Origin of the sequence: Serratia marcescens subsp. marcescens ATCC 13880, assembly GCF_017299535.1 — a bacterium.
GTDB lineage: Bacteria > Pseudomonadota > Gammaproteobacteria > Enterobacterales > Enterobacteriaceae > Serratia > Serratia marcescens.
The window spans coordinates 4,352,516-4,371,367 of record NZ_CP071238.1 but is presented as its reverse complement, the minus strand read 5'-3'; the positions used below and the strand labels follow the sequence as shown (position 1 = coordinate 4,371,367).

Annotated in this window: 14 protein-coding genes; 3 read left to right on the top strand and 11 right to left on the bottom strand. The window is 60.6% G+C overall.

Going from position 1 to position 18,852, the window contains the following annotated elements:
- Positions 1-131 precede the first annotated feature (131 nt).
- On the bottom strand, positions 132-1,328 hold the full coding sequence (gene metC / locus J0F90_RS20835; protein ID WP_033639378.1) for a cystathionine beta-lyase: 1,197 nt from the start codon (positions 1,326-1,328) through the stop codon (positions 132-134).
- Between the two features lie 431 nt (positions 1,329-1,759).
- Here metC and exbB point away from each other — a divergent pair, with 431 nt between their 5' ends.
- Together exbB and exbD are read left to right on the top strand one after the other, a co-directional pair.
- Entirely contained in the window at positions 1,760-2,740 is a 981-nt protein-coding gene (gene exbB / locus J0F90_RS20830) for a tol-pal system-associated acyl-CoA thioesterase (RefSeq protein WP_072270933.1), read from the top strand.
- Between the two features lie 3 nt (positions 2,741-2,743).
- Positions 2,744-3,166 carry a TonB system transport protein ExbD gene (gene exbD, locus J0F90_RS20825; protein WP_004937307.1) on the top strand — a complete coding sequence of 141 codons (423 nt, stop codon included), beginning with the start codon at positions 2,744-2,746 and terminating at the stop codon, positions 3,164-3,166.
- A gap of 55 nt (positions 3,167-3,221) precedes the next feature.
- On the opposite strand, the gene J0F90_RS20820 is transcribed toward exbD, so the two are convergent.
- The 8 genes from J0F90_RS20820 to J0F90_RS20785 form a co-directional block, all read right to left on the bottom strand.
- Positions 3,222-4,265 carry a LacI family DNA-binding transcriptional regulator gene (locus J0F90_RS20820; RefSeq protein WP_016930122.1) on the bottom strand — a complete coding sequence of 348 codons (1,044 nt, stop codon included), beginning with the start codon at positions 4,263-4,265 and terminating at the stop codon, positions 3,222-3,224.
- 21 nt (positions 4,266-4,286) lie between these two features.
- Entirely contained in the window at positions 4,287-5,696 is a 1,410-nt protein-coding gene (locus tag J0F90_RS20815; RefSeq protein WP_033641353.1) for a sucrose-6-phosphate hydrolase, read from the bottom strand.
- A complete protein-coding gene (locus J0F90_RS20810) occupies positions 5,696-7,066 on the bottom strand; it encodes a sucrose-specific PTS transporter subunit IIBC (protein WP_033639379.1) in 1,371 nt (456 codons plus the stop codon). The genes J0F90_RS20815 and J0F90_RS20810 overlap by 1 nt, the downstream gene beginning before the upstream one ends.
- Positions 7,067-7,129: 63 nt before the next feature.
- The gene (locus tag J0F90_RS20805; protein ID WP_033641354.1) at positions 7,130-8,539 is read right to left on the bottom strand and encodes a carbohydrate porin; all 1,410 of its coding nucleotides are present in this window, start codon (positions 8,537-8,539) and stop codon (positions 7,130-7,132) included.
- Positions 8,540-8,733: 194 nt separating this feature from the next.
- On the bottom strand, positions 8,734-9,660 hold the full coding sequence (locus J0F90_RS20800) for an aminoimidazole riboside kinase (RefSeq protein WP_033639380.1): 927 nt from the start codon (positions 9,658-9,660) through the stop codon (positions 8,734-8,736).
- Positions 9,661-9,838: 178 nt separating this feature from the next.
- Entirely contained in the window at positions 9,839-11,365 is a 1,527-nt protein-coding gene (abgT, locus tag J0F90_RS20795) for a p-aminobenzoyl-glutamate transporter (RefSeq protein WP_028127596.1), read from the bottom strand.
- A gap of 100 nt (positions 11,366-11,465) precedes the next feature.
- The gene (locus tag J0F90_RS20790; protein ID WP_033639381.1) at positions 11,466-12,917 is read right to left on the bottom strand and encodes a M20 family metallopeptidase; all 1,452 of its coding nucleotides are present in this window, start codon (positions 12,915-12,917) and stop codon (positions 11,466-11,468) included.
- Positions 12,914-14,230: a M20 family metallo-hydrolase gene (locus J0F90_RS20785; RefSeq protein WP_016930115.1), complete on the bottom strand. Its 1,317-nt coding sequence runs from the start codon at positions 14,228-14,230 to the stop codon at positions 12,914-12,916. Before J0F90_RS20785 ends, J0F90_RS20790 begins: the two co-directional genes overlap by 4 nt.
- A 272-nt stretch (positions 14,231-14,502) precedes the next feature.
- Here J0F90_RS20785 and J0F90_RS20780 point away from each other — a divergent pair, with 272 nt between their 5' ends.
- The gene (locus J0F90_RS20780) at positions 14,503-15,399 is read left to right on the top strand and encodes a LysR family transcriptional regulator (RefSeq protein WP_015379061.1); all 897 of its coding nucleotides are present in this window, start codon (positions 14,503-14,505) and stop codon (positions 15,397-15,399) included.
- Positions 15,400-15,426: 27 nt separating this feature from the next.
- Here J0F90_RS20780 and J0F90_RS20775 read toward each other — a convergent pair whose 3' ends face one another.
- Both J0F90_RS20775 and J0F90_RS20770 read right to left on the bottom strand, forming a co-directional pair.
- Positions 15,427-17,550, bottom strand: a complete 2,124-nt coding sequence (locus tag J0F90_RS20775; protein ID WP_033639383.1) for a TonB-dependent receptor family protein — start codon at positions 17,548-17,550, stop codon at positions 15,427-15,429.
- A gap of 160 nt (positions 17,551-17,710) precedes the next feature.
- A complete protein-coding gene (locus J0F90_RS20770) occupies positions 17,711-18,847 on the bottom strand; it encodes an ABC transporter substrate-binding protein (protein ID WP_033639384.1) in 1,137 nt (378 codons plus the stop codon).
- Positions 18,848-18,852 lie beyond the last annotated feature (5 nt).

Sequence of the window (18,852 nt, the reverse complement as noted above, 5' to 3'; positions counted from 1 at the left end):
CATGCCGGTTGCGCCCGGGGTCACGTTCTCCAGGATGCGGCGGTTACCGTATCTGACAGTTACCCGGTTAGTGTACCGCTAATAGCTTAAGCCGACATTAAACGAGACGAAGAAAATTATCGGAATCCGCCTTAGCGCACGCCGTTGAGGCGATCGAAGCCGGCCGCCAGATCGGCGATCAGGTCTTCGACGTTCTCCAGACCGATATGCAACCGCACCAGCGTGCCGGAAAAATCGACGCCGCCCGCCGGGCGGATCGCTTCCAGTTCTTCCGGCTGGTTGGCCAGGATCAGCGACTCGAAGCCGCCCCAGGAGTAGGCCATGCTGAAGTGGCTGAAGTTGTCCAGGTAGGCGGCCAACTGCGCCTCATCCAGCCGCTCTTTCAGCACGAAGGAGAACAGCCCGTTGCAGCCGCTGAAGTCGCGGCGGTAGAACTCGTGGCCTTTGCAACTGGGCAGGGCCGGGTGATTGACCGTCGCCACCTCCGGCCGTTCGGCCAGCCAGTTGGCGACCTCAATGCTGCTGCGTTCGTGCTGCTTCAGGCGCACGCTCAGGGTACGCAGGCCGCGGCTCGCCATGTAGGCGGTGTCGGCATCCACCATCTGCCCCATCAGATAGGAGTACTCGCGCAGTTGCTCCCAACAGCGCGCGTTGGCGACGGCGGTGCCGAGCATGTAATCGGAATGGCCGATCAGGTATTTGGTGCCGGCCTGAATGGAGATATCGATGTCGAAATCCAACGCCTTGAACAGCACGCCCGCCGCCCAGGTATTGTCGATCATGATCACCACCTCCGGCGCCACGGCGCGAATGGCCTGCACCATCGCCGGAATGTCCTGCACTTCCAGGGTGATGGAGCCGGGGGATTCCAGGAACACCACGCGGGTGTTGGGTTGGATCAACGTGGCGATATCGGCGCCGATCAGCGGATCGAAATAGGTGGTGCTGACGTTCATGCGGCCGAGGATATGGGTGCAGAAATCCTGGGTCGGTTCGTACGCCGAACCAGTGACCAGCAGGTGATCGCCGGCGCCGACGAACGACAGAATCGCATTGGCCACCGCCGCCGCGCCGCAGGGGTACAGCACGCAGCCGGCGCCGCCCTCCAGCTCCACCATTGCATCCTGCAGGGCGAAGTGGGTCAGGGTGCCGCGTCGGCCGTAAAACAGCTCGCCGTGGGCGCGTTGCGCGGTGGCGTGTTTTTTGGCAGCGACGGAGTCGAAGACCAAAGAAGAGGCGCGTTGCGTGACGGGATTGACGGAGCCCTGGGTGTAACGCTGGCTGCGGCCGGCGCCGATCAGCGTGGTTTCGATATGTTTTGACGTCATGGTACCTGGCTCACCTCTGGTTGCTCTGCACGTGCCCGTTTGCGATAGCCCTTACGTTAACATGAGTTAATATAGCCATCCAGACGTTTTAACTTCCAGATATAGAAACGGCTATAATTGTCTGTCGGGCGCGCATTTCTCGCCTCATCCTTCTGCCGTGGTGCGAGAGAGAAGCCCATTCATCGGTCAAGACGCCGTTCGGCAGCGCGGCGTTGTTGCGTCGTTGTGGGAGAAAAGTAACGAAATAACCCTATAAAAGGGGTATTTGGCGGTGAACGGACGCAGATTGGCGCTTTGTGGCGGGGATGGCTAAAATTTTCTCGTTTATTTGGTAAATAATAATGAGAACTACTATCAATCCCCGGTTGGTTTGATATGATCGCACGCTGAATTATTCCTTAATTTTGATCGGTAATGGGTGGAGGCACAGCGTGAAAACGGCTGGCAAGAATTTAAATCAAGGATCGTTCGGCCAGGGCCGGGCGCAGTGGGGCAAGGCCTTCGGCCGCAGCCTGATGGCTTCTATGGTGCTGGTCGTGGGGCTGGCCGGCAGCGCGCAGGCCGCGCCGGCGAGCAATCCGGCCGTTGCCGAAAGCGTTGCGCCGACCACCGCGCCTGCACCTGCGGCAGCCGCCGCGCCGGAGAGCATCACGCCGGTGAACCCGGCGCCAACGATCCAGCCACCGGAAACCCGCGGCATGGACCTGTCCGTTTGGGGCATGTACCAGCACGCCGACGCGGTGGTGAAAGCGGTAATGATCGGCCTGGTGCTGGCCTCGATCGTGACCTGGACCATTCTGTTCTCCAAAGGCAGCGAACTGCTGCGCGCCAAGCGCCGTCTGCGCCGCGAGCAGTTGGCGCTGGCCGAAGCGCGCTCGCTGGATGAAGCCTCCGAGCTGGCGCAAAACTTCGCCCCGGAGAGCGTCAGCGCGGTATTGCTGAACGATGCGCAAAACGAGCTGGAGCTGTCTGCGGAATCCAACGACAACAACGGCATCAAAGAGCGCACCGGCTTCCGTCTCGAGCGCCGCGTGGCGGCCTACAGCCGCAACATGGGCCGCGGCAACGGCTTCCTCGCCACCATCGGCGCCATCTCGCCGTTTGTCGGCCTGTTCGGCACCGTGTGGGGCATCATGAACAGCTTCATCGGCATCGCCCATTCGCAGACCACCAACCTGGCGGTTGTGGCGCCGGGCATCGCGGAAGCGCTGCTGGCGACCGCGCTGGGCCTGGTGGCGGCGATCCCTGCCGTCGTTATCTACAACATCTTCGCCCGCGTCATCAGCGGCCACCGTGCGCAGGTGGGCGACGTGGCGGCGCAGGTCATGCTGCTGCAGGGCCGCGATCTGGATCTGGCCGCGACGGCGGAAGCCAAGCGCTCACAGCACGCGCACCAACTGCGGGCGGGGTGAGTCATGGCGATGCGCTTAAATGAAGATCTGGACGACAGCGGCGAACTGCATGAAATCAACGTGACGCCGTTTATCGACGTCATGTTGGTGCTGTTGATCATCTTTATGGTGGCCGCGCCGCTGGCAACGGTAGATATCCGCGTCGATCTGCCGGCTTCTTCCGCCAAGCCGCAGCCGCGGCCGGAAAAACCGGTGTTCCTGTCGGTGAAGGCCGACAAGCAGCTCTACGTCGGCGATCAGCCGGTGAATGCCGATCAGCTGACTTCTGTGCTGGATCAACGCACCCAGGCTAACAAAGAAACCACCATCTTCTTCCAGGCGGACAAGAGCGTGGACTATGAAACGCTGATGAGCGTGATGGACACCCTGCGTAAAGCCGGCTACCTGAAAGTGGGGCTGGTGGGCATGGAGGGCGCCGCCAAGTAGCGGCAGCAAAACGATAAAGGGCGCTCAGGCGCCCTTTTTTATTGATTCTGAGATATCACTCCCCGGCTAACAAAGCCCGGGAACCGGCATGACGCCAGTGGATACGGCCCGGCAGATAAAGCGCGCTCTGTTCCAGCGGCCGTTCGTCGATAAGCGCGGTGACTTGGTCGAAGCTATGTTGCGCCAGTGCCAGGCAGTCTTGCGCGACCGTGTCTATCTTCAGCGTCATGCAGTCGAACAGGTAGTGATCGTCGAAGCTGCACAGGTGAATGTCGCTCTCCATCAGCTGATGCTGAGTCAGATAACGCAATACGCCTTCCAGCAGGCCGCAGGCGGCGGTAAACAGCGCTTTAGGCGGACGCCCCAGCTGTGCGCACAGCTGGGCAAACATCTCGTAACCTGAGCTGGGGTGATAGTTGCCGTTGATGATCCATTCCGGTTTGCATGTGATGCCGGCGCGCTCCAGGCCAAGCTGGAAGCCGGCGAGGCGATCGCGGGTCGGCGAAATGCGCGGCTGCCCGCCGAGAAAATAGATCTCATCCGGATGTTGGCGCGCGACCTTTTCCACCAGGTCGGCAGTCGAATTGACCGAATCGGTGATCACCAGCGGCAGTTCGGAGCCGGCGATCAGACGGTCCATCTGCACCACCGGCAGCCCGGCGTTGATCTTCTGGTATTCCGCGTCGTTCAACTGGCTGGAGGCGACGATCAAGCCATCCACCTGCCGCTGCACCAGACTGTTCACCGCCATCATCTCCTGCGCCGGGTTTTCATCGGTGCAGGCGATCAGCAGCTGCAGACCGGCTTCGCGGCACAGCGTTTCCAGCTCGCGCGAAATCACCGCAAAGCCGTAGTTGGTCATCTCCGGCACCACCAGCCCCAGCGTGTGGCTGCGGTTGGAGCGCAAAGAGCGGGCATGGATGCTGGGCTGATAATGGTGTTCATGCGCCAGCGCCAGAACGCGATCGCGGGTGTCGTCGGACACCCGATATTCCTTGCTGCGGCCGTTCAGCACCAGGCTGGCGGTCGATTTCGACACCCCGGCCAGCGTGGCGATGTCACTGATGGTAATGCGTTTATTTTTTTTCACTGACGCCATCTGAAGTCATCGGAGGATGCGTCATTCTAGCATGCATGGCGTCAGCGGCCAGTATTCCAACGCCAGCGGCGCGCTCCCGCACAGCCGCAGTTGCGGCTCACCAGCCGGGAAGTAGCGCGCGCTCATCACCGCCTCGCCGCGGTTGATGAAAATTTCCACGCTGGAACGATCGAACAGCAGTTGCAGATGCGTGACCGAGCCGCGCCAGTAACGGTGCTCCGGCCGGCCGTCGGTCAGGGAAGTGCGCGTCAGCTGCAGCCTTTCGCCGTCCCAGTTCAGCGTCATCGCGTCGCCAAAGGTTGCGCTGAACGCGCCCTGCGGCGTCATCTGCAACTCTGCGGCCCCCAGCGCATAGGCGGGGGCGTCATCGGCGCGGCCTTGCCAGCCTGCTCGCTCACCGCGCAGCTGTTGCAGCTCGCGCGCCGGGCGCTGGTGGAGGCGGCCATGCCGCAGCGACAGCTCGCGCGGGCAGGTCATGGTGTGGATCCAGCCGTAACGGCGCGTCGGATGGGCTTCTTCATCTTGCTCGGGCACGCCCATCCAGCCGAACAGCAGGCGGCGGCCATCTTCCGCCAGCGTCGTCTGCGGCGCGTAGAACTCGAAGCCGGCGTCCAGCTCGCGGAATTCGCCGTGGCTGAAGGCCGCCTGCCGGTAATCCAGCTTGCCGAGCAGATAGCCGGCCTGATAACGGTTGAGATAGCGTTCCGGCTGCGGCGCCAGCCCCTGCGGGCAGCAGATCAACACATCGGCGCCGTCCAGCGTGAACAGATCCGGGCACTCCCACATGTAGCCGAATTCCTCTAAGCCGTTCAGACCGGAACCGGCGATCTCGCCCAGCGATTGCCAGTCACGCAGATTGCTGGAACGAAACAGCAGCACCTTACCGCGATCCTGCAGGTCACGCGCGCCGAGCACCATGTACCAGTCATTTTGATGACGCCACACTTTCGGATCGCGTACGTGACCGCTGTAGCCCTCCGGCAGCGGCAGCACCGGCCCGAGCTTGCGGTATTCGCCCCGTTCGCTTTCCTGAGCCAGGCATTGGTAAGCGGTGCGTGAGCCGTCTGGGAATTTCACGTTGCCGGTGTAGATCAGCGTGATTTTGCCTTCCGCCGCCACTGCCGAGCCGGAGTAACAGCCGTGGCTGTCGTAACAGGCGCTGGGCGCCAGGGCGATTGGCTGGTGCTCCCAACGCAGCAAATCGGCCGACTGCCAGTGTCCCCAGCATTTGTTGCGATGATCGCAACCCAGCGGATTCCACTGATAAAACAGATGATAAATGCCGTTGTGCTGGATAAAGCCGTTGGGATCGTTCAGCAGGCCAACGCTGGGCGCCAGATGCCAGGCCGGGCGGTGCGGATCGCGCAGCGCGAGCGGCTGGCCGTTCATGACCGCCCGCATTGCCTGTTTGATTAAGCTGAGTTCTTCCATCATTGCGCGTCCGTTTTGTATTTCAGCAGCAGGGAGAGGACAAAGGCGCTGCCAAACGCGATCGCCAGACCGATGATATAGCTGACCAGAGAACTGGCCTGCACGATCGCCATGCCGGGGATCGCCGTCAGCCCGACCGCGTTCATGCCGACATGGTTGGCCACCACCCAGGCCCCGCCGAGCGCGCCGCCCGCCAGCGCCGCCAGAAACGGTTTCACGAAGCGCAGATTGATGCCGAACAGCGCCGCCTCGGTGATGCCGAGCATGGCGGAAAAGGCCGAAGGCACCGCAATGGCTTTGATTTTGGCGTCGCGAGTTTTGAAATAGACCGCCAGGCAGGCGCCGCCCTGAGCGATGTTGGCCATCGACCAAATCGGCAGCAGGAAGTTGACGCCGATAGTGGGGTTGCCGAGCAGCCCGGCCTCTACCGCGTGAAAACTGTGGTGGATGCCGGTAATGACGATAGCGGAATAGAGGCCGCCGAACAGCAGCCCGGCGAACCACCCCGCATGAGCGATCAGCGTGCTGAGCACGAAGGAGATGCCGTCGCCCAGCGCACGGCCGGCGGGGCCGATAAACAGCAGGGCGACAAAGCCTGAGATCACCACCGTCAGGAACGGCGTCAGGATCAGATCGAGCGCGTTGGGGATCACCTTACGCAGACGTTTTTCCAACAGGCTCATGAACCACACCGTCAGCAGCACCGGAAATACCGTGCCCTGGTAGCCGATCATGGCGATGTCCAGACCGAAGAAATTCATGGTGTGGAACCCGCCGGCGACGCCCCAGGCATTGGTCAACGCCGGATGCGTCAAAATGCCGCCGAGCGTGGCGCCCAGATAGGGATTGCCGCCGAATTCGCGTGCGGCGGTGAAACCGATCAGAATCGGCAGGATAATGAACGCCGCCGAGCTGAACATATCCAGCATGATGAACAGCGCGCTGTTGGCATCGGCCCAGCCGTAGGTTTTCACCATGCCGAGCAGCCCCATCAACAGGCCGGAAGCGACGATCGCCGGGATGATTGGCACGAAGATGTTCGACAGCAGGCGCGCGATGCGCTGCAGCGGGTTGAGCTTTTTCGCCGCGATATCGGCGGCTTCGGCCTTGCTGGATTCGCTGACGCCCGCCGCCTTGATGAATTCCGCATGCACCTTGTTGACCAGTCCGGTGCCGAAGATCACCTGGATCTGACCGGCGTTGCTGAAGCAGCCTTTAACGCCGTCCAGTTTGCCGATGGCCTCTTTGTCCACCTTGCTGTCGTCCACCAGCACCAGGCGCAGGCGCGTGGCGCAGTGGGCGGCGCTGGCGATGTTCTCTTTACCGCCGAGCAGCGGCAACAGCGCGTTGGCGGTTGCGGTAATGTCCATGTTGTCCCCTTGCTAAATAAAAATGCCGCCGCGCAGTTTGCGGCGCAGCGCCGTGAATCGATGTCAGAAGAAATACTTGAATCTGGCGCGCATGCCGTAACGCTGGTCGTTGTCGCCGTTGGCGATCTTGTTGCCGGCGTTGGCTTCCAGCAGCGACACATAGGCGCCTAAATACAGGTTGAAATTCTTCATATTCATAATGTTAGGTATCTGATACGACGCGTGAACGGTGTGGATGTCGTAGTTGCCCGGTTCGCTGAGCGGGTTGTGGATATCGGCGGCGATCCCGGCGGTATTGAACTCTTTGATATTGTTATGGGCATAGATATAACCCAGTTCGAAGCGTCGCCACAGCACGTTGACGCCGGCGGTGAAGTCTTGCTCGCCTGAGGCATCCAGATAGGCGGTGCTCAGGTTGGCCACCACGCCGTTATCCGGGTTGGCGGCGCTGTTGTTCCAACTCATCGTCATGCCGTAGCCGTTGCGCTTGGATTGGTCGACGAAGCGGCCCTGGCTGTCCTGATAGCCGTAAGCGTTATTCACCACGTTGCTTTCCATCGCCGCCGCGATGCTGAAGGCGTCTTTCTTCCAGGCGATCACCGGGCGCAAATAGGCGACGTTTTTCTTATTTTCCAGCGCATTGCCGTGGTAGCTGTTGTCCTGGAACAGCGAGGTGCCGTCTTCCACCAGCGTGTTCAGTTCGAAATAGACATCCCCGGCGTATTTGCTCAGCATCAGGTTGCCGCCGCTGCTGCTGCGGCCGCGGCCTTCTTTCATCATGTAGATATAGCCGAAGCCGTCGGCGTACAGGTCGTTGGCGGTATTGCCGGAGTATTGAATGAAGGTGTCCTGATTCAGCGGGAACATGTCGTAGGCTTCGAAGCGGCCGATTTTGGTTTGCCAGTTCTTTTCATTGCCGAAGAAGAAAGCGGCGTCGTCCAGGTTCATTTTGCCGCTCATGTCCGCCAGCGGCTGGACGCTGAAGCCGGAGAAGTTGCCGTCCGGATTGCGGCGGTAGCCGTCCAGCCCGACCAGAATGCGGCCATTGATGTCCCAGCGCTCTTTGTTGCCGGGTTTCCAGTCCTTGTGGTCGCTGCCTTTCAGCGACGTCAGCTGGCCGCTGCGGCTGGCGCCGTCCAGATTGAACTCCACGTCGCCGTACAGTTTCAGATCGTTGAAACCGTTCAGTTTCAGCGCGCTGGTCGGAGAGGATTGCGTTTCAAGCGCGGCGGCGCGCTGCACGACCTGCGCGGTTTGCCTTTCGGTGCTGGCGGTGCGCTGTTCCAGCTGTTGCGCCCGGCGTTCCGCCGCGGTGGCGCGAGTTTCAGCCTGAGCGGCGCGCTGTTCCGCCTGCGCCAGGCGTTGTTCCAGCGCGTTGAGGCGCGCCTCGATGCCGCCGCCGCCGGAGGCTGCAGCGGCAGACGTGGAGAGGAAAAGCCCTGTTGTTATCGCCAAATAGCTGCGTTTTTTCATCATCGTCTATCATCCGGGAAGGGTTGTTATTATTTTTTGCTAAATTGCTAAACCGGTTTTTCATGGCGAAAGATAACGATCGAGGAGCGGACTGGCAATCAAGTTTGCTAACCCGATTCAGCTATTGTGATCGAGCGCGCAAATCGCGGGTTAAAAGACCACGGCGCTCAGGGGATCGCCGTGGATGCAGGGGATCAACGCAGAAAAGCGGCCAGCTCTTCGGCGTGAGGCAGGGCGGTCATGGCGCCCTTGGCGGTGGTGGCCAGCGCGCCGCAGGCCTGAGCCTGGGCGATAACCGCCGGCCATTGCGCGTCCTGCGGCAATGCGTGAAGGCGCGCCAGCGCCGCTAACAGCCCGGCGACAAACGCGTCGCCGGCGCCGGTGGTATCGACCGGCACGACCGACGGCGCGCGGAAATGGCGCAGGCGATGCCCATCGTGTACGCAGACGCCGTCGCCGCCCAGCGTCACCAGCAGCAGGCGCAGCGGATAGGTTTGCATCATCCAGCGGATGCCGTTCTCCACATCGTCAAGGTGGCTGATGAAAGCCAGCTCTTCGCGCGACAGTTTCACCACATCCGCCAGCAGCAGCGCCTTTTGCAGGCAGGGGCGCAGCGCTTCCGGCTGACGCCAGACCTCTTCGCGGATGTTGGGATCGAAACTGACCCGGCCGCCGACTGCCCGCATGCGTTCCATCGCCGTAAAGGCCGTGCTGCGGCTGGGCTCCTGCGACAGCGCGATGGAGCAGAGGTGCAGCCATTCGCCCCGTTGGAAAACCGGCAGATCGTCGGGCTGCAAAAACAGATCGGCGCTGGGCTGCACCATAAACGTGAATGAGCGCTCACCGTGCTGATCGAGATCCACCACCACCGTGGAGGTGTGGTGTTCGGGATCCGAAAGCATATGGTCAATATCCACCCCTTCATCGCTCAGCACCTGCTGCAGAAAGGCGCCGAAGCTGTCTTGCCCCACCCGGCCGATAAAGGCGCTGTCGCCGCCCAAGCGGGCGATACCCACCGCCACGTTCGCCGGCGCGCCGCCGGGGCATTTGAGATAACCGTTGGCATTTTCCGGCACCAGGTCGATCACGGCGTCGCCCAGTACCCATACGCGATTCATCATGCTTAATCCCTGTTTTTGTCGTTGTCAGATGGTGAGCTAAAATAGAAGAACCGGTTTAGCAAGGCAATGAAATAATCCTCAGAGCCGCTTGGTCAGTGAGGAAGATCAATCTTTCTGCTGGGCTTGGGGAAGAGGGGATCTGCCCCGCGAACCAGCGCGGGGCGAGATAGCGGGGCGTTTAGCCCAGCTTCGGATAGACGCCGGGACCGATTGGCAAGCCTAGCGCATACCAGACCAGCAGCAGCAAAATCCACACGCTGAAGAACACCACGGGATAGGGCAGGATCAACACGTAATAGGTGCCGAGCTGCGCGTCTTTGCGGTAGCGCTGCAGGAAGCCGAGGAACAGCGGCAGGAACGGCGACATCGGCGCCAGCGGCAGCACCGCAGAGTCGGCGATGCGAAAGATCATCTGGGCGAACGCCGGGTGGAAACCGAGCAGCATAAACATCGGCACGAAGATCGGCGCCAAAATTGACCAGATCGCCGAGCCGCTGGCGATGAACATGCACAGGAAGGCGGAGAGGAACATCAGGCCGAGAAATGCCGGTGCGCCGCTCATGCCGGCGGCTTCCAGCATATCGGTCAGACCGACGGCCATAAACTTGCCCATGTTGCTCCAGTTAAAGAACGCCACGAACTGCGACAGCGGAAACACCATCACGATAAAACCCGCCATGCTTTTCATCGGATCGAGCAAGTGGTGGGGAATATCGTCCGGCCGCCGGATCTGTTTGGTGACTACGCCATAGGTAATGGCGACGGTGAAGAAGAACAGGATGATGATCGGCACAATACCCTTGATGAACGGGGAAGGGATCACCGAACCGGTGTTCGGGTCACGCAGCGGCGCGGCCTCCGGCACCACCAGAGCGGCGATGATGGCGATAAACACCAGCGCGGCGATGCCGCTCATCATCAGCCCCCGGTTCTGCAGCGGGGTCAGCGCTGCGATTTTGTCTTCGGCGCCGCCTTGCCACTTCGGCAGACGGGGCTCGATAAACTTGTCGGTGAGCAGCGCGCCGGCGATGGTCAGCACGATCACGGAGGTGGCCATAAAGTACCAGTTGTCTATCACGCTGACGTGAACCGCGCCATCCACCGCTTTGGTGGCTTCGGTGCTGATGCCGGAAAGCAATACGTCGGTGGTGACGATCAACAGATTGGCGGTAAAACCGGAGGCGACGCCGGCGATCGCCGCCAGCAGTCCGGCTATCGGGTGGCGACCCACCGCTACAAACATCAGCGCGCCGAGCGGCGGCATCACCACCAGCGCGGCGTCCGACGATATATGACTGAAGAAGGCGATAAACAGCACCATATAGCTGGCGTAGCGGGCGCTGACGCGCGAGGCCATTTTATACATCAGCGCCTGCAGCAGGCCGACCTTTTCCGCCAGGCCGGCGCCTATCACCAGCGCCAAAATAGCCCCCAGTGGCGCAAAGCTGCTGAAATTATGGATGATATTGGGAAATATCCACTGCATGCCCGCCACGCTCATCAGGTTATTCACCTTGATGAGCTCGCCGGTGGCCGGATTTTTCACCGCCACATCGAGCCAGGAAAACAGCGCGGTGGCCAGCATAAGCACCAGGATCAAATAGACGAACAATAAAAACGGATTGGGGATCTTATTGCCGATGCGTTCCACCCAGTAAAAAACGCGTCCGGGGCTTTTATTGATTGGCGTTGTGGCCTCACTCATGATTTTACCCTCTGTGTTTGCTCTGTTGTGTGATTGTTATTATTTGATTTATTTATAATTATTCTTGGTGGTCCGGTTGTCTGGGCCCTGTCTGTTCATGCTATTTCAATGGAGATGGCTTCACCCCCTGCGGGATGGGGCAGCGGTACGGCTGTTCGGCGCGCCGGCGCTCAAACTCGCTGCGGCAGCGCGCCAGCAGGGCGCTGTCGCTCAGCAGATCGACGGCGGTCGCCGCCATCACCTTGCCGGCCAGGCACATGCCCTTATGGGCGATAGCGGTGCGGCCCTGCGCCACCAGTTGCCAGGTGTGCAGCGGAGTGCCGAGTGCGAAACAGGGGCTAAAGCATTGGGCGGTCGGCGCCACCCAGCTCACGTCGCCAACGTCGGTAGAGCCGTACAGCAGATCGTCGGATTCCACATAAGGAGCGACCTCGTCCATCAGCACCTTATCTCCCAGCAGTTGCACCCACTCGCGCCCGGCTGCACCGCCGGTGCGGGCAATGTTGAGTTTGGCGTTGCGCAGATCGTCGCGGCTCAGCGTCTGGCGGATTTCCTCGGCGAAGCGGCGTTCGGCGTCGCTGTACTCGGGCAGACCGAAATCACACAGGTTTTGATACATCGCGCGTTCAAGACTGCGGTTTGGCACATAGTTGGAGCAGGCCTTGTCGAAGCGCACTTCCATCTGGGTGTCAGTCATCAGCGCTGCGCCCTTGGCGATGTTAATCACCCGTTGGTAAATGTCCTGCGCCTGGTCGAGCTGCGGTGCGCGGATCAGGTACAACACCTCGGCGTCGGCCTGCACCACGTTGGGGGAGCTGCCGCCGGTGTGGGTGACCGCATAGTGCAGCCGCGCTTCTTGCACGATATGTTCGCGCAGGAAGTTGGCGCCGGTATTCATCAGCGTCACCGCGTCCAGCGCGCTGCGCCCCAGGTGCGGCGAGTTGGCGGCATGGGCGGCGACGCCCTTGAAGTGAAACGCCGCCTGAATGTTGGCCAGCGTACTGGTGTTGAACATGCCGCTGAAGCCTTCCGGGTGCCAGGTGAGGGCGGCGTCGACGTCGTCGAACAGGCCTTCGCGCACCATAAAGGTTTTGCCGGAGCCGCCCTCTTCACCCGGGCAGCCGTAGAAGCGCAGGGTGCCGGTCAGCCGGTTCTGCTGCATCCACACCTTGGCGGCGAAGGCGCCCGCCAGCGCCGCGGTGCCCAGCAGATTGTGGCCGCAGCCATGGCCGTTGCCGTTTTCCACCAGCGGCTGCGGCGTGGCGCAACCGGACCGCTGGCTCAGCCCGGCCAGCGCGTCGTACTCGCCCAGCAGCGCGATAACCGGGTGACCGCTGCCGTAGCTGGCGATAAACGCCGTCTCGATGTCGCCCACGCCGCGCTCGACCGAGAAGCCTTCCTGTTCCAGCGCATCGGCCAGCAACGTGGCGGAATAGGTCTCGTTAAAGCGCGTTTCCGGATGGTCCCAAATCGCGTCGCTCAGCGCGCTGAAGTGGGACTGGCGTTGGTCAATGTAGTCGTCGATAAAAGCCTGCAGTTCTGAGTTGCTCATGCTCCGCTCCCGAATGTCGGCAGGTTCAGCGCCAGCGACGCCAGCGTTTTCACCGCCACCGCCATCACCTGTTCGTTGAAGTCGAATTTCTCGTTATGGTGTCCGGCGCTCAGCTCGGTGCCGAAAATGACATATGAGGCCTGGCCGCCGCGGGATTTCACCCGTTCCATCATGTAGGTGGCGTCTTCCGAACCCGCAGCCTGTTCGCGGCGATCGACCACCGAGGTCAGCTCGGTTATCTGCTGCGCTTGACGACGGATGTAATCCACCCACGGTTGGGTCGGTTTGCTGCTCTGCGCCGCGCCCATCAGCGCGATGTCGCAGGCGACGCCGTGCATTTTGGCTGCGCCTTCGATGGCGTTCAGCGCCTGTTGATAGACGAACGCGTTGATCTCATTGGTGGCGCCGCGCGTCTCCACCTTCATAAACGCCCGATCGGCGATCACGTTGCGGCCGGTGCCGGCCTGCAGCACGCCGACATTGATGCGCGAGCTGCCTTCGCTGTGGCGCGGGATGGCGTAAAGCCCCAGCGCAGCCTGCGCCGCTGCCAGCAGCGCGTTGCGACCGTCTTCCGGCTTGGCGCCGGCGTGGGAGGCGACGCCGCGAAAGGTAACGTCCAGCTTGCTGGTGGCCATAAAGCTGTCGCTGCCGCACACCAGCTCGCCGGCCGGCACGCCGGTGCCGATATGCACCGCGGTGAAGAAATCGACGTCGTCCACCACGCCGGCCTCCACCATCGATTTTGCGCCGCGCGTGCCTTCTTCCGCCGGCTGGAAGATCAGTTTGACGGTGCCGCTAAGCTGGGACTCCAGGCTTTTGAACACGTGCGCCAGCCCCAGGCCGATGGTGGTATGGCCGTCATGACCGCATGCATGCATCATGCCGCTGTTGCAAGAGGCGAACCCTTCACGGAACGGCAGGTGCTCGGGTTCCAGCAATTCGTTGAGATCGAGGGCGTCCATATCCACGCGGTAGGCGATAGTCGGGCCGGGGCGGCCGGTATCGAGCGTTGCGACGATGCCGGCGAAGCCGCCGGAAAAGTGCGGCAACCATTTTTCCAACGCGCCCTGATTGCGGGCGCGCAGTTCCTGCGCCTCCAGCTCATCGGACGAGGGCAGTCCCATGCGCGCCTCTGCCTTGATGACCTCGCGGCCCAGCTGCAAACGATAACCCAGCCGATCGAGTTCTTCCGCCACCAGGGTGGCGGTGCGGAACTCAAACCAGCCGGATTCGGCATAGCGGTGGAAGTCGCGGCGCCAGGCCTGCAATTGCGGGTACAGATCGGCCACCAACATCGAAAGCGAATTAGTCATAGTGATATCTCATAAGTTATCGCGCGCTGGATCGCTCCAGGCAGCAGTTATGCTCTGAACTGAAATCAGACGGTGATGCTCTTGCAAGTAAAAAGGTGTATTTGGTTACTAACTGCCGTGAATGGCGCTTATTGGCGCAGAAAATGCGCTTAATTAAGCGAAATAAGAATTTGGTTATTTATTATGTTTTTTCCGAATGTACACAATGGAATCTGGCTAAATAAGATGCCAATATCTTGCTATTGATAAATAACGGTTATCGCCTTTCGCCTATGCCAGCCTCGATAAAATTGCACCAATTGCGTGCATTTGTGGACGTTAGCCGCCAGGGCAGCATCCGCGCCGCCAGCCGCACCTCTCGCCTTTCCCAGCCTGCACTGACCAAAGCCATTCAGGAGCTGGAAGAGGTGCTGGGCGCCAAGCTGTTTATTCGCCGCAGTCAGGGGGTGGTATTGACCGACTGCGGCGATAACTTTTTCCAGCATGCCAGCTTGATCCTCGAAGAGCTGCGGGTGGCGCAGGAAGACATTCAGCAGCGGCTGGGGTTGGCGGGCGGCACGGTGAATATCGGCGTTGGCGGCAGCATTGCGCGCACCGTGATGCCGCAGGTGGTCACCCAGTTTCACCGTGAGTATCCGAACGTGAAGGTGCGCATCGTCGAGGGGCAACTGGTGTCGATGATCCCAGAACTGCGCCAGGGCGAGCTGGATTTTACCGTCAATACCTATTACCCCAGCAGCCTCGACAACGAGCTGCAGTATGAACGGCTGATGGAAAAAGAGTATCGGGTGGTGGTGCGCAAAGGGCATCCGATGGAGGGGGCGACCTCGCTGAAACAGCTGCAGCACTGCGACTGGACCATGCCGACGCCGAAAGGCAGTTATTACCGGCTATTGCACGATCTGTTCGGGGACTTGGGCATGGCGCCGTCGATCAGCGTGACCTGTGAGACCTTTATGGCCTGTACCAGCCTGGTGGCGCAGAGCGATTTTGTCAGCATTCTGTCGGTGGACGTGATTTCGGATCCGATTCTGGGCAAGCATTTGGTGCCGCTTGAGCTGGAAGAGCGTCTGCCGAAAGCGACGTTTTATCTTATCCAACGCAAGGACACCACCTTGACGCCGATGGGCGCGCACCTGGCGCGCCTGTTTCGTCTTTATTGTCGGTGATACCGAAGCCCCATCGGGGCCTGGGTATCAGAAAGCGATCGACCCCTGCACGAAGAAGGTGCGCGGTTCGCCGACGTACTTGCCGAAGTTATTGTCGTTGGAGCGGGTGAAGTAGCGCTGATCGAACAGGTTTTTCACCCCGGCGCCCAGCGTCAGGTTAGACAGCTGCGGCCCGAAGTTATATTCCCCGCGCATATTCCACACCATGTAACCGGCGATGTTGCCGAACTGGCCATCGGCGCTTTCCTGCGTGATGTACTCCGGCCCGGTGCCCGGCGAATGCTGTTTCGACTGCGCATAACCGTCCAGATTCCATACCCAGCTGCCGGTGGCGTAACGCGTACCGACGGTATAGACCTGGCGCGAGTAGAACGGCAGATCTTTACCGGCGAAGTCGCCCTTGTCGGTGCTGGCCTTGGTGTAGGTATAGCTGGTGTAGACGCTGGCGCCGTCGAGCGCCCGATTCAGCTCGCTGAGATCGTAGCTGAGCGCCAGCTCGATGCCTTTGTGCTTGGTGGCGCCCATGTTGGTCCAGCCCACGTCGTTGCTGATGTACTGCAGCTGATTATCGAAGTCGATGTAGAACAGCGTGGCCTCGGCCTTAACCACGGTGTCGTCGTAGCGGGTGCCGAACTCATAGGTGCGCGCTTTTTCCGCCGTCAGCCCCGGCGCCGGCTGGTTGCCGTTGCCGCCTTTGGTCAGTTGGAAATACTGCATGCTGCCGAACGAGGTGTTGGCGTTGGCGAACAGTTTCCAGGCGTCAGACAGGTGGTACATCACGTTCAATGACGGCAGCGGCTCGCTGTAGCTTTTCTCGCGGCTGATGTTGTTGAACGAATCGTCCACGTGGGTGCGAATGCTTTCATAACGCAGGCCCGGCGTGACCGTCCAGTTGCCGACGTTAATGGTGTCGTCGATATAGAACGCGTTGGCTGCGGTGCCGCCAGAGGTGTGCTGGTAATAGTCCGGGGTCTCCGGCGTCGAGCCGATATTCGCCGGGTTATACCAGGCCGAACGAGACGCCTTTTCATCCATGGTTTCATTCAGGTAGCGGTAACCGAGGGTGATCTCGTGCGCCATATCCCAGAAACGGAAGACCTGCGAGTAACTTGGTTCGATCGCCCAGGTTGAATAGTGGCGCGGATAGGAGACCATGCGCCGCTGGCCCGCGTTTTTGCCGGTGCCTTCCGATTCGATGTTGCTGCCGCGGTAGCTGTCGGTGAAGTAGGTCAACACTTCGAACTGTTTGTCGTCTTCCTGATGTTTGTACTTGAACGACATATCCTTGCGGCGGCCTTCGAACTGGTCCCACGGCCGCGTGGACTGGAACGGGTTCTGCGCGTATTGCGCGCTGCTCAGCCCGCCCGGCATGCCGGCTTTGGCGTCGTAGTAGTGGAAATTGGCCAACAGTTCGTCGCGATCGGTAAACGCATAACGCGTTTTCAGCATGAAATCGTCGATGTCGGTGTTGTCGTTGTTGTCGCGGTAGCCCTGGCCGTGCAGGCCGGAATAGAGCAGTTCGGCGCCGAGGCCGTTGTCTGCGGTGCCGCCCACGGAGGCGCTGGTCAGGGTCTTCAGGCCGCCGTGGCTGGCACCCTGGGTTTGTACGCTGGCGGTGCCGCCAAACGTTTTGGGAATGTCTCGGGTAACGAAGTTGATCACGCCGCCGACGTTCTGCGGCCCGTAGCGCACCGCGCCGCCGCCGCGCACCACGTCCACCGATTGCAGATTACCGATAGACAGCGGAGCCATCGACAGCTGCGGCTGGCCGTAAGGCGCGACCGCCAGCGGGACGCCGTCCATCAGAATGGTGGAGCGTGGAGAAAGGCGCGAAGTCAGGCCGCGCACGCCGACGTTGAGCGAGATGTCGCTGCCGCCGGTGCCGTTGCTGTCGCGCACTTGCACGCCGGGTACGCCGCGCAGGCTATCGGCGATGGTTTGGTCGCCCTGTTCGTGCATTTGCTGCTGGGTGACGATGGAACGCGCGCCCGGATGGTTGAGCAGCACCGAACTGGTATCAGGGTTGTCCAGCCAGTTGCCGACGACGGTCACGGTGTCGGTATCGTTCTGAGATGAGTTATCAGTAGCAAGGACAGGGAATGCGACGGCGATGGAAGCCGTTAGCAGAGAAAGCCGAAAAAGAGGTGACATAATAATGCCTTAAGAGTTTCAGACCCGGATGTATTTTTTTAGAAAAGACAATCTTAATGATAATTATTGGCAAGTAAATAAAATTGTTACGGGATAGTTAAGTAGGCAACTAAATAATGACTGCGGGAAACAAGGCCCGGCTGGCGGGCCCTGGCGGGGGTTATTGTGGCGTAAGCCAGAAGACGCCGCTGTAATCCAGCGCGGTGAATTTCTGGTGCACCATTTCGATATCCGCTTGCGGATCAATATCTTTAAACAGCGCCGGGTGCAGGAATTTGGCGATCGCCTCAACCGCGATAAAGTTGAGCGGCGTGTCGTAAAATTGATGATAAATCGCCATCACGCGTTTTTCTTTCACCGCTTTCAGCACGTTAATGCCGGTGCGATCCAGCAGGTGCGCCAGTTTCTTTTGGCTGGTGGCCATATCGGTGGCGTAACCCAGCGGCACCGCCAGCGTGCCGCGATGGCCGCGGCTCCAGTCGGCGCCGGTCAGCAGATAGAAATCCGGGCTGCTGCTGATCACCTGTTCGACGTTCACTTCACCGCCCATGTCTGAAAACAGCGTGCTGCCGATATTGTTGCCGCCGGCGGTATCGATGAACTGCCCGAAACTGCCTTTGCCGAAGGTGTTGCAGCACTGTTCGCCTTTGATGCCGGCGCTGCGCTCGATGAAGACGCTGGGGCGCTGTTCCGGTTTCAGCGTGGCGACCCGCTGCCGCACCAGCTCGAGGCGCTGCTGATAGAGACGGATGAAGGCGTCGGCATTGGGCTGCTCGTCAAATACTTTACCCAACAGCGCCATGCTGGCGATGGTGTTGGTCAGCGGCTGTTGGCGAAAATCGATGATCAGCACCGGGATGCCGACTTTTTCCAGCTGGGTCAGCACGCCGCTGTCTTTCAATTTGCTCAGCAGGCCAATGTCGAAAATGATCAGATCCGGTTGACGCACCACCGCGCTTTCCACGCTGAAATCACTGGTGTAGGGGTTGTCGAAGGTGGGGATCTGCATGACCTGCGGGAATTTTTTCGCGTAGGCTTCAACCAGATCCGGCGCTTTGACCTTCAGCGAGTTGTCCCAGGCGATGATGTTTTTCAGCGGCTCCTGCGGATGCAGAATATTCAGCGCCAGCAACGCGCGGGCATCGGCCAGGATAACGCGTTTTGCCGGTTGCGGCAGGGTGACCTGGCGGCCGGCGACATCGGTGACGACGATCGGCGCGGCTTGAGCGGCGCCGGCCAACAGTAAAACGCAGGCGGCCAACCAGCGGCCGGCTTTGGCGATAAGAACAGCGGGCATGAAGA

Coding starts and splice junctions, on each gene's coding strand:
- J0F90_RS20805 (WP_033641354.1), bottom strand. CDS start 8,539: ATGAAAAAACGCAGCTATTTGGCGATAACAACAGGGCTTTTCCTCTCC.
- abgT (WP_028127596.1), bottom strand. CDS start 11,365: ATGAGTGAGGCCACAACGCCAATCAATAAAAGCCCCGGACGCGTTTTT.
- J0F90_RS20785 (WP_016930115.1), bottom strand. CDS start 14,230: ATGACTAATTCGCTTTCGATGTTGGTGGCCGATCTGTACCCGCAATTG.
- J0F90_RS20815 (WP_033641353.1), bottom strand. CDS start 5,696: ATGGAAGAACTCAGCTTAATCAAACAGGCAATGCGGGCGGTCATGAAC.
- J0F90_RS20820 (WP_016930122.1), bottom strand. CDS start 4,265: ATGGCGTCAGTGAAAAAAAATAAACGCATTACCATCAGTGACATCGCC.
- J0F90_RS20780 (WP_015379061.1), top strand. CDS start 14,503: ATGCCAGCCTCGATAAAATTGCACCAATTGCGTGCATTTGTGGACGTT.
- exbD (WP_004937307.1), top strand. CDS start 2,744: ATGGCGATGCGCTTAAATGAAGATCTGGACGACAGCGGCGAACTGCAT.
- J0F90_RS20770 (WP_033639384.1), bottom strand. CDS start 18,847: ATGCCCGCTGTTCTTATCGCCAAAGCCGGCCGCTGGTTGGCCGCCTGC.
- metC (WP_033639378.1), bottom strand. CDS start 1,328: ATGACGTCAAAACATATCGAAACCACGCTGATCGGCGCCGGCCGCAGC.
- J0F90_RS20810 (WP_033639379.1), bottom strand. CDS start 7,066: ATGGACATTACCGCAACCGCCAACGCGCTGTTGCCGCTGCTCGGCGGT.
- J0F90_RS20775 (WP_033639383.1), bottom strand. CDS start 17,550: ATGTCACCTCTTTTTCGGCTTTCTCTGCTAACGGCTTCCATCGCCGTC.
- J0F90_RS20800 (WP_033639380.1), bottom strand. CDS start 9,660: ATGATGAATCGCGTATGGGTACTGGGCGACGCCGTGATCGACCTGGTG.
- J0F90_RS20790 (WP_033639381.1), bottom strand. CDS start 12,917: ATGAGCAACTCAGAACTGCAGGCTTTTATCGACGACTACATTGACCAA.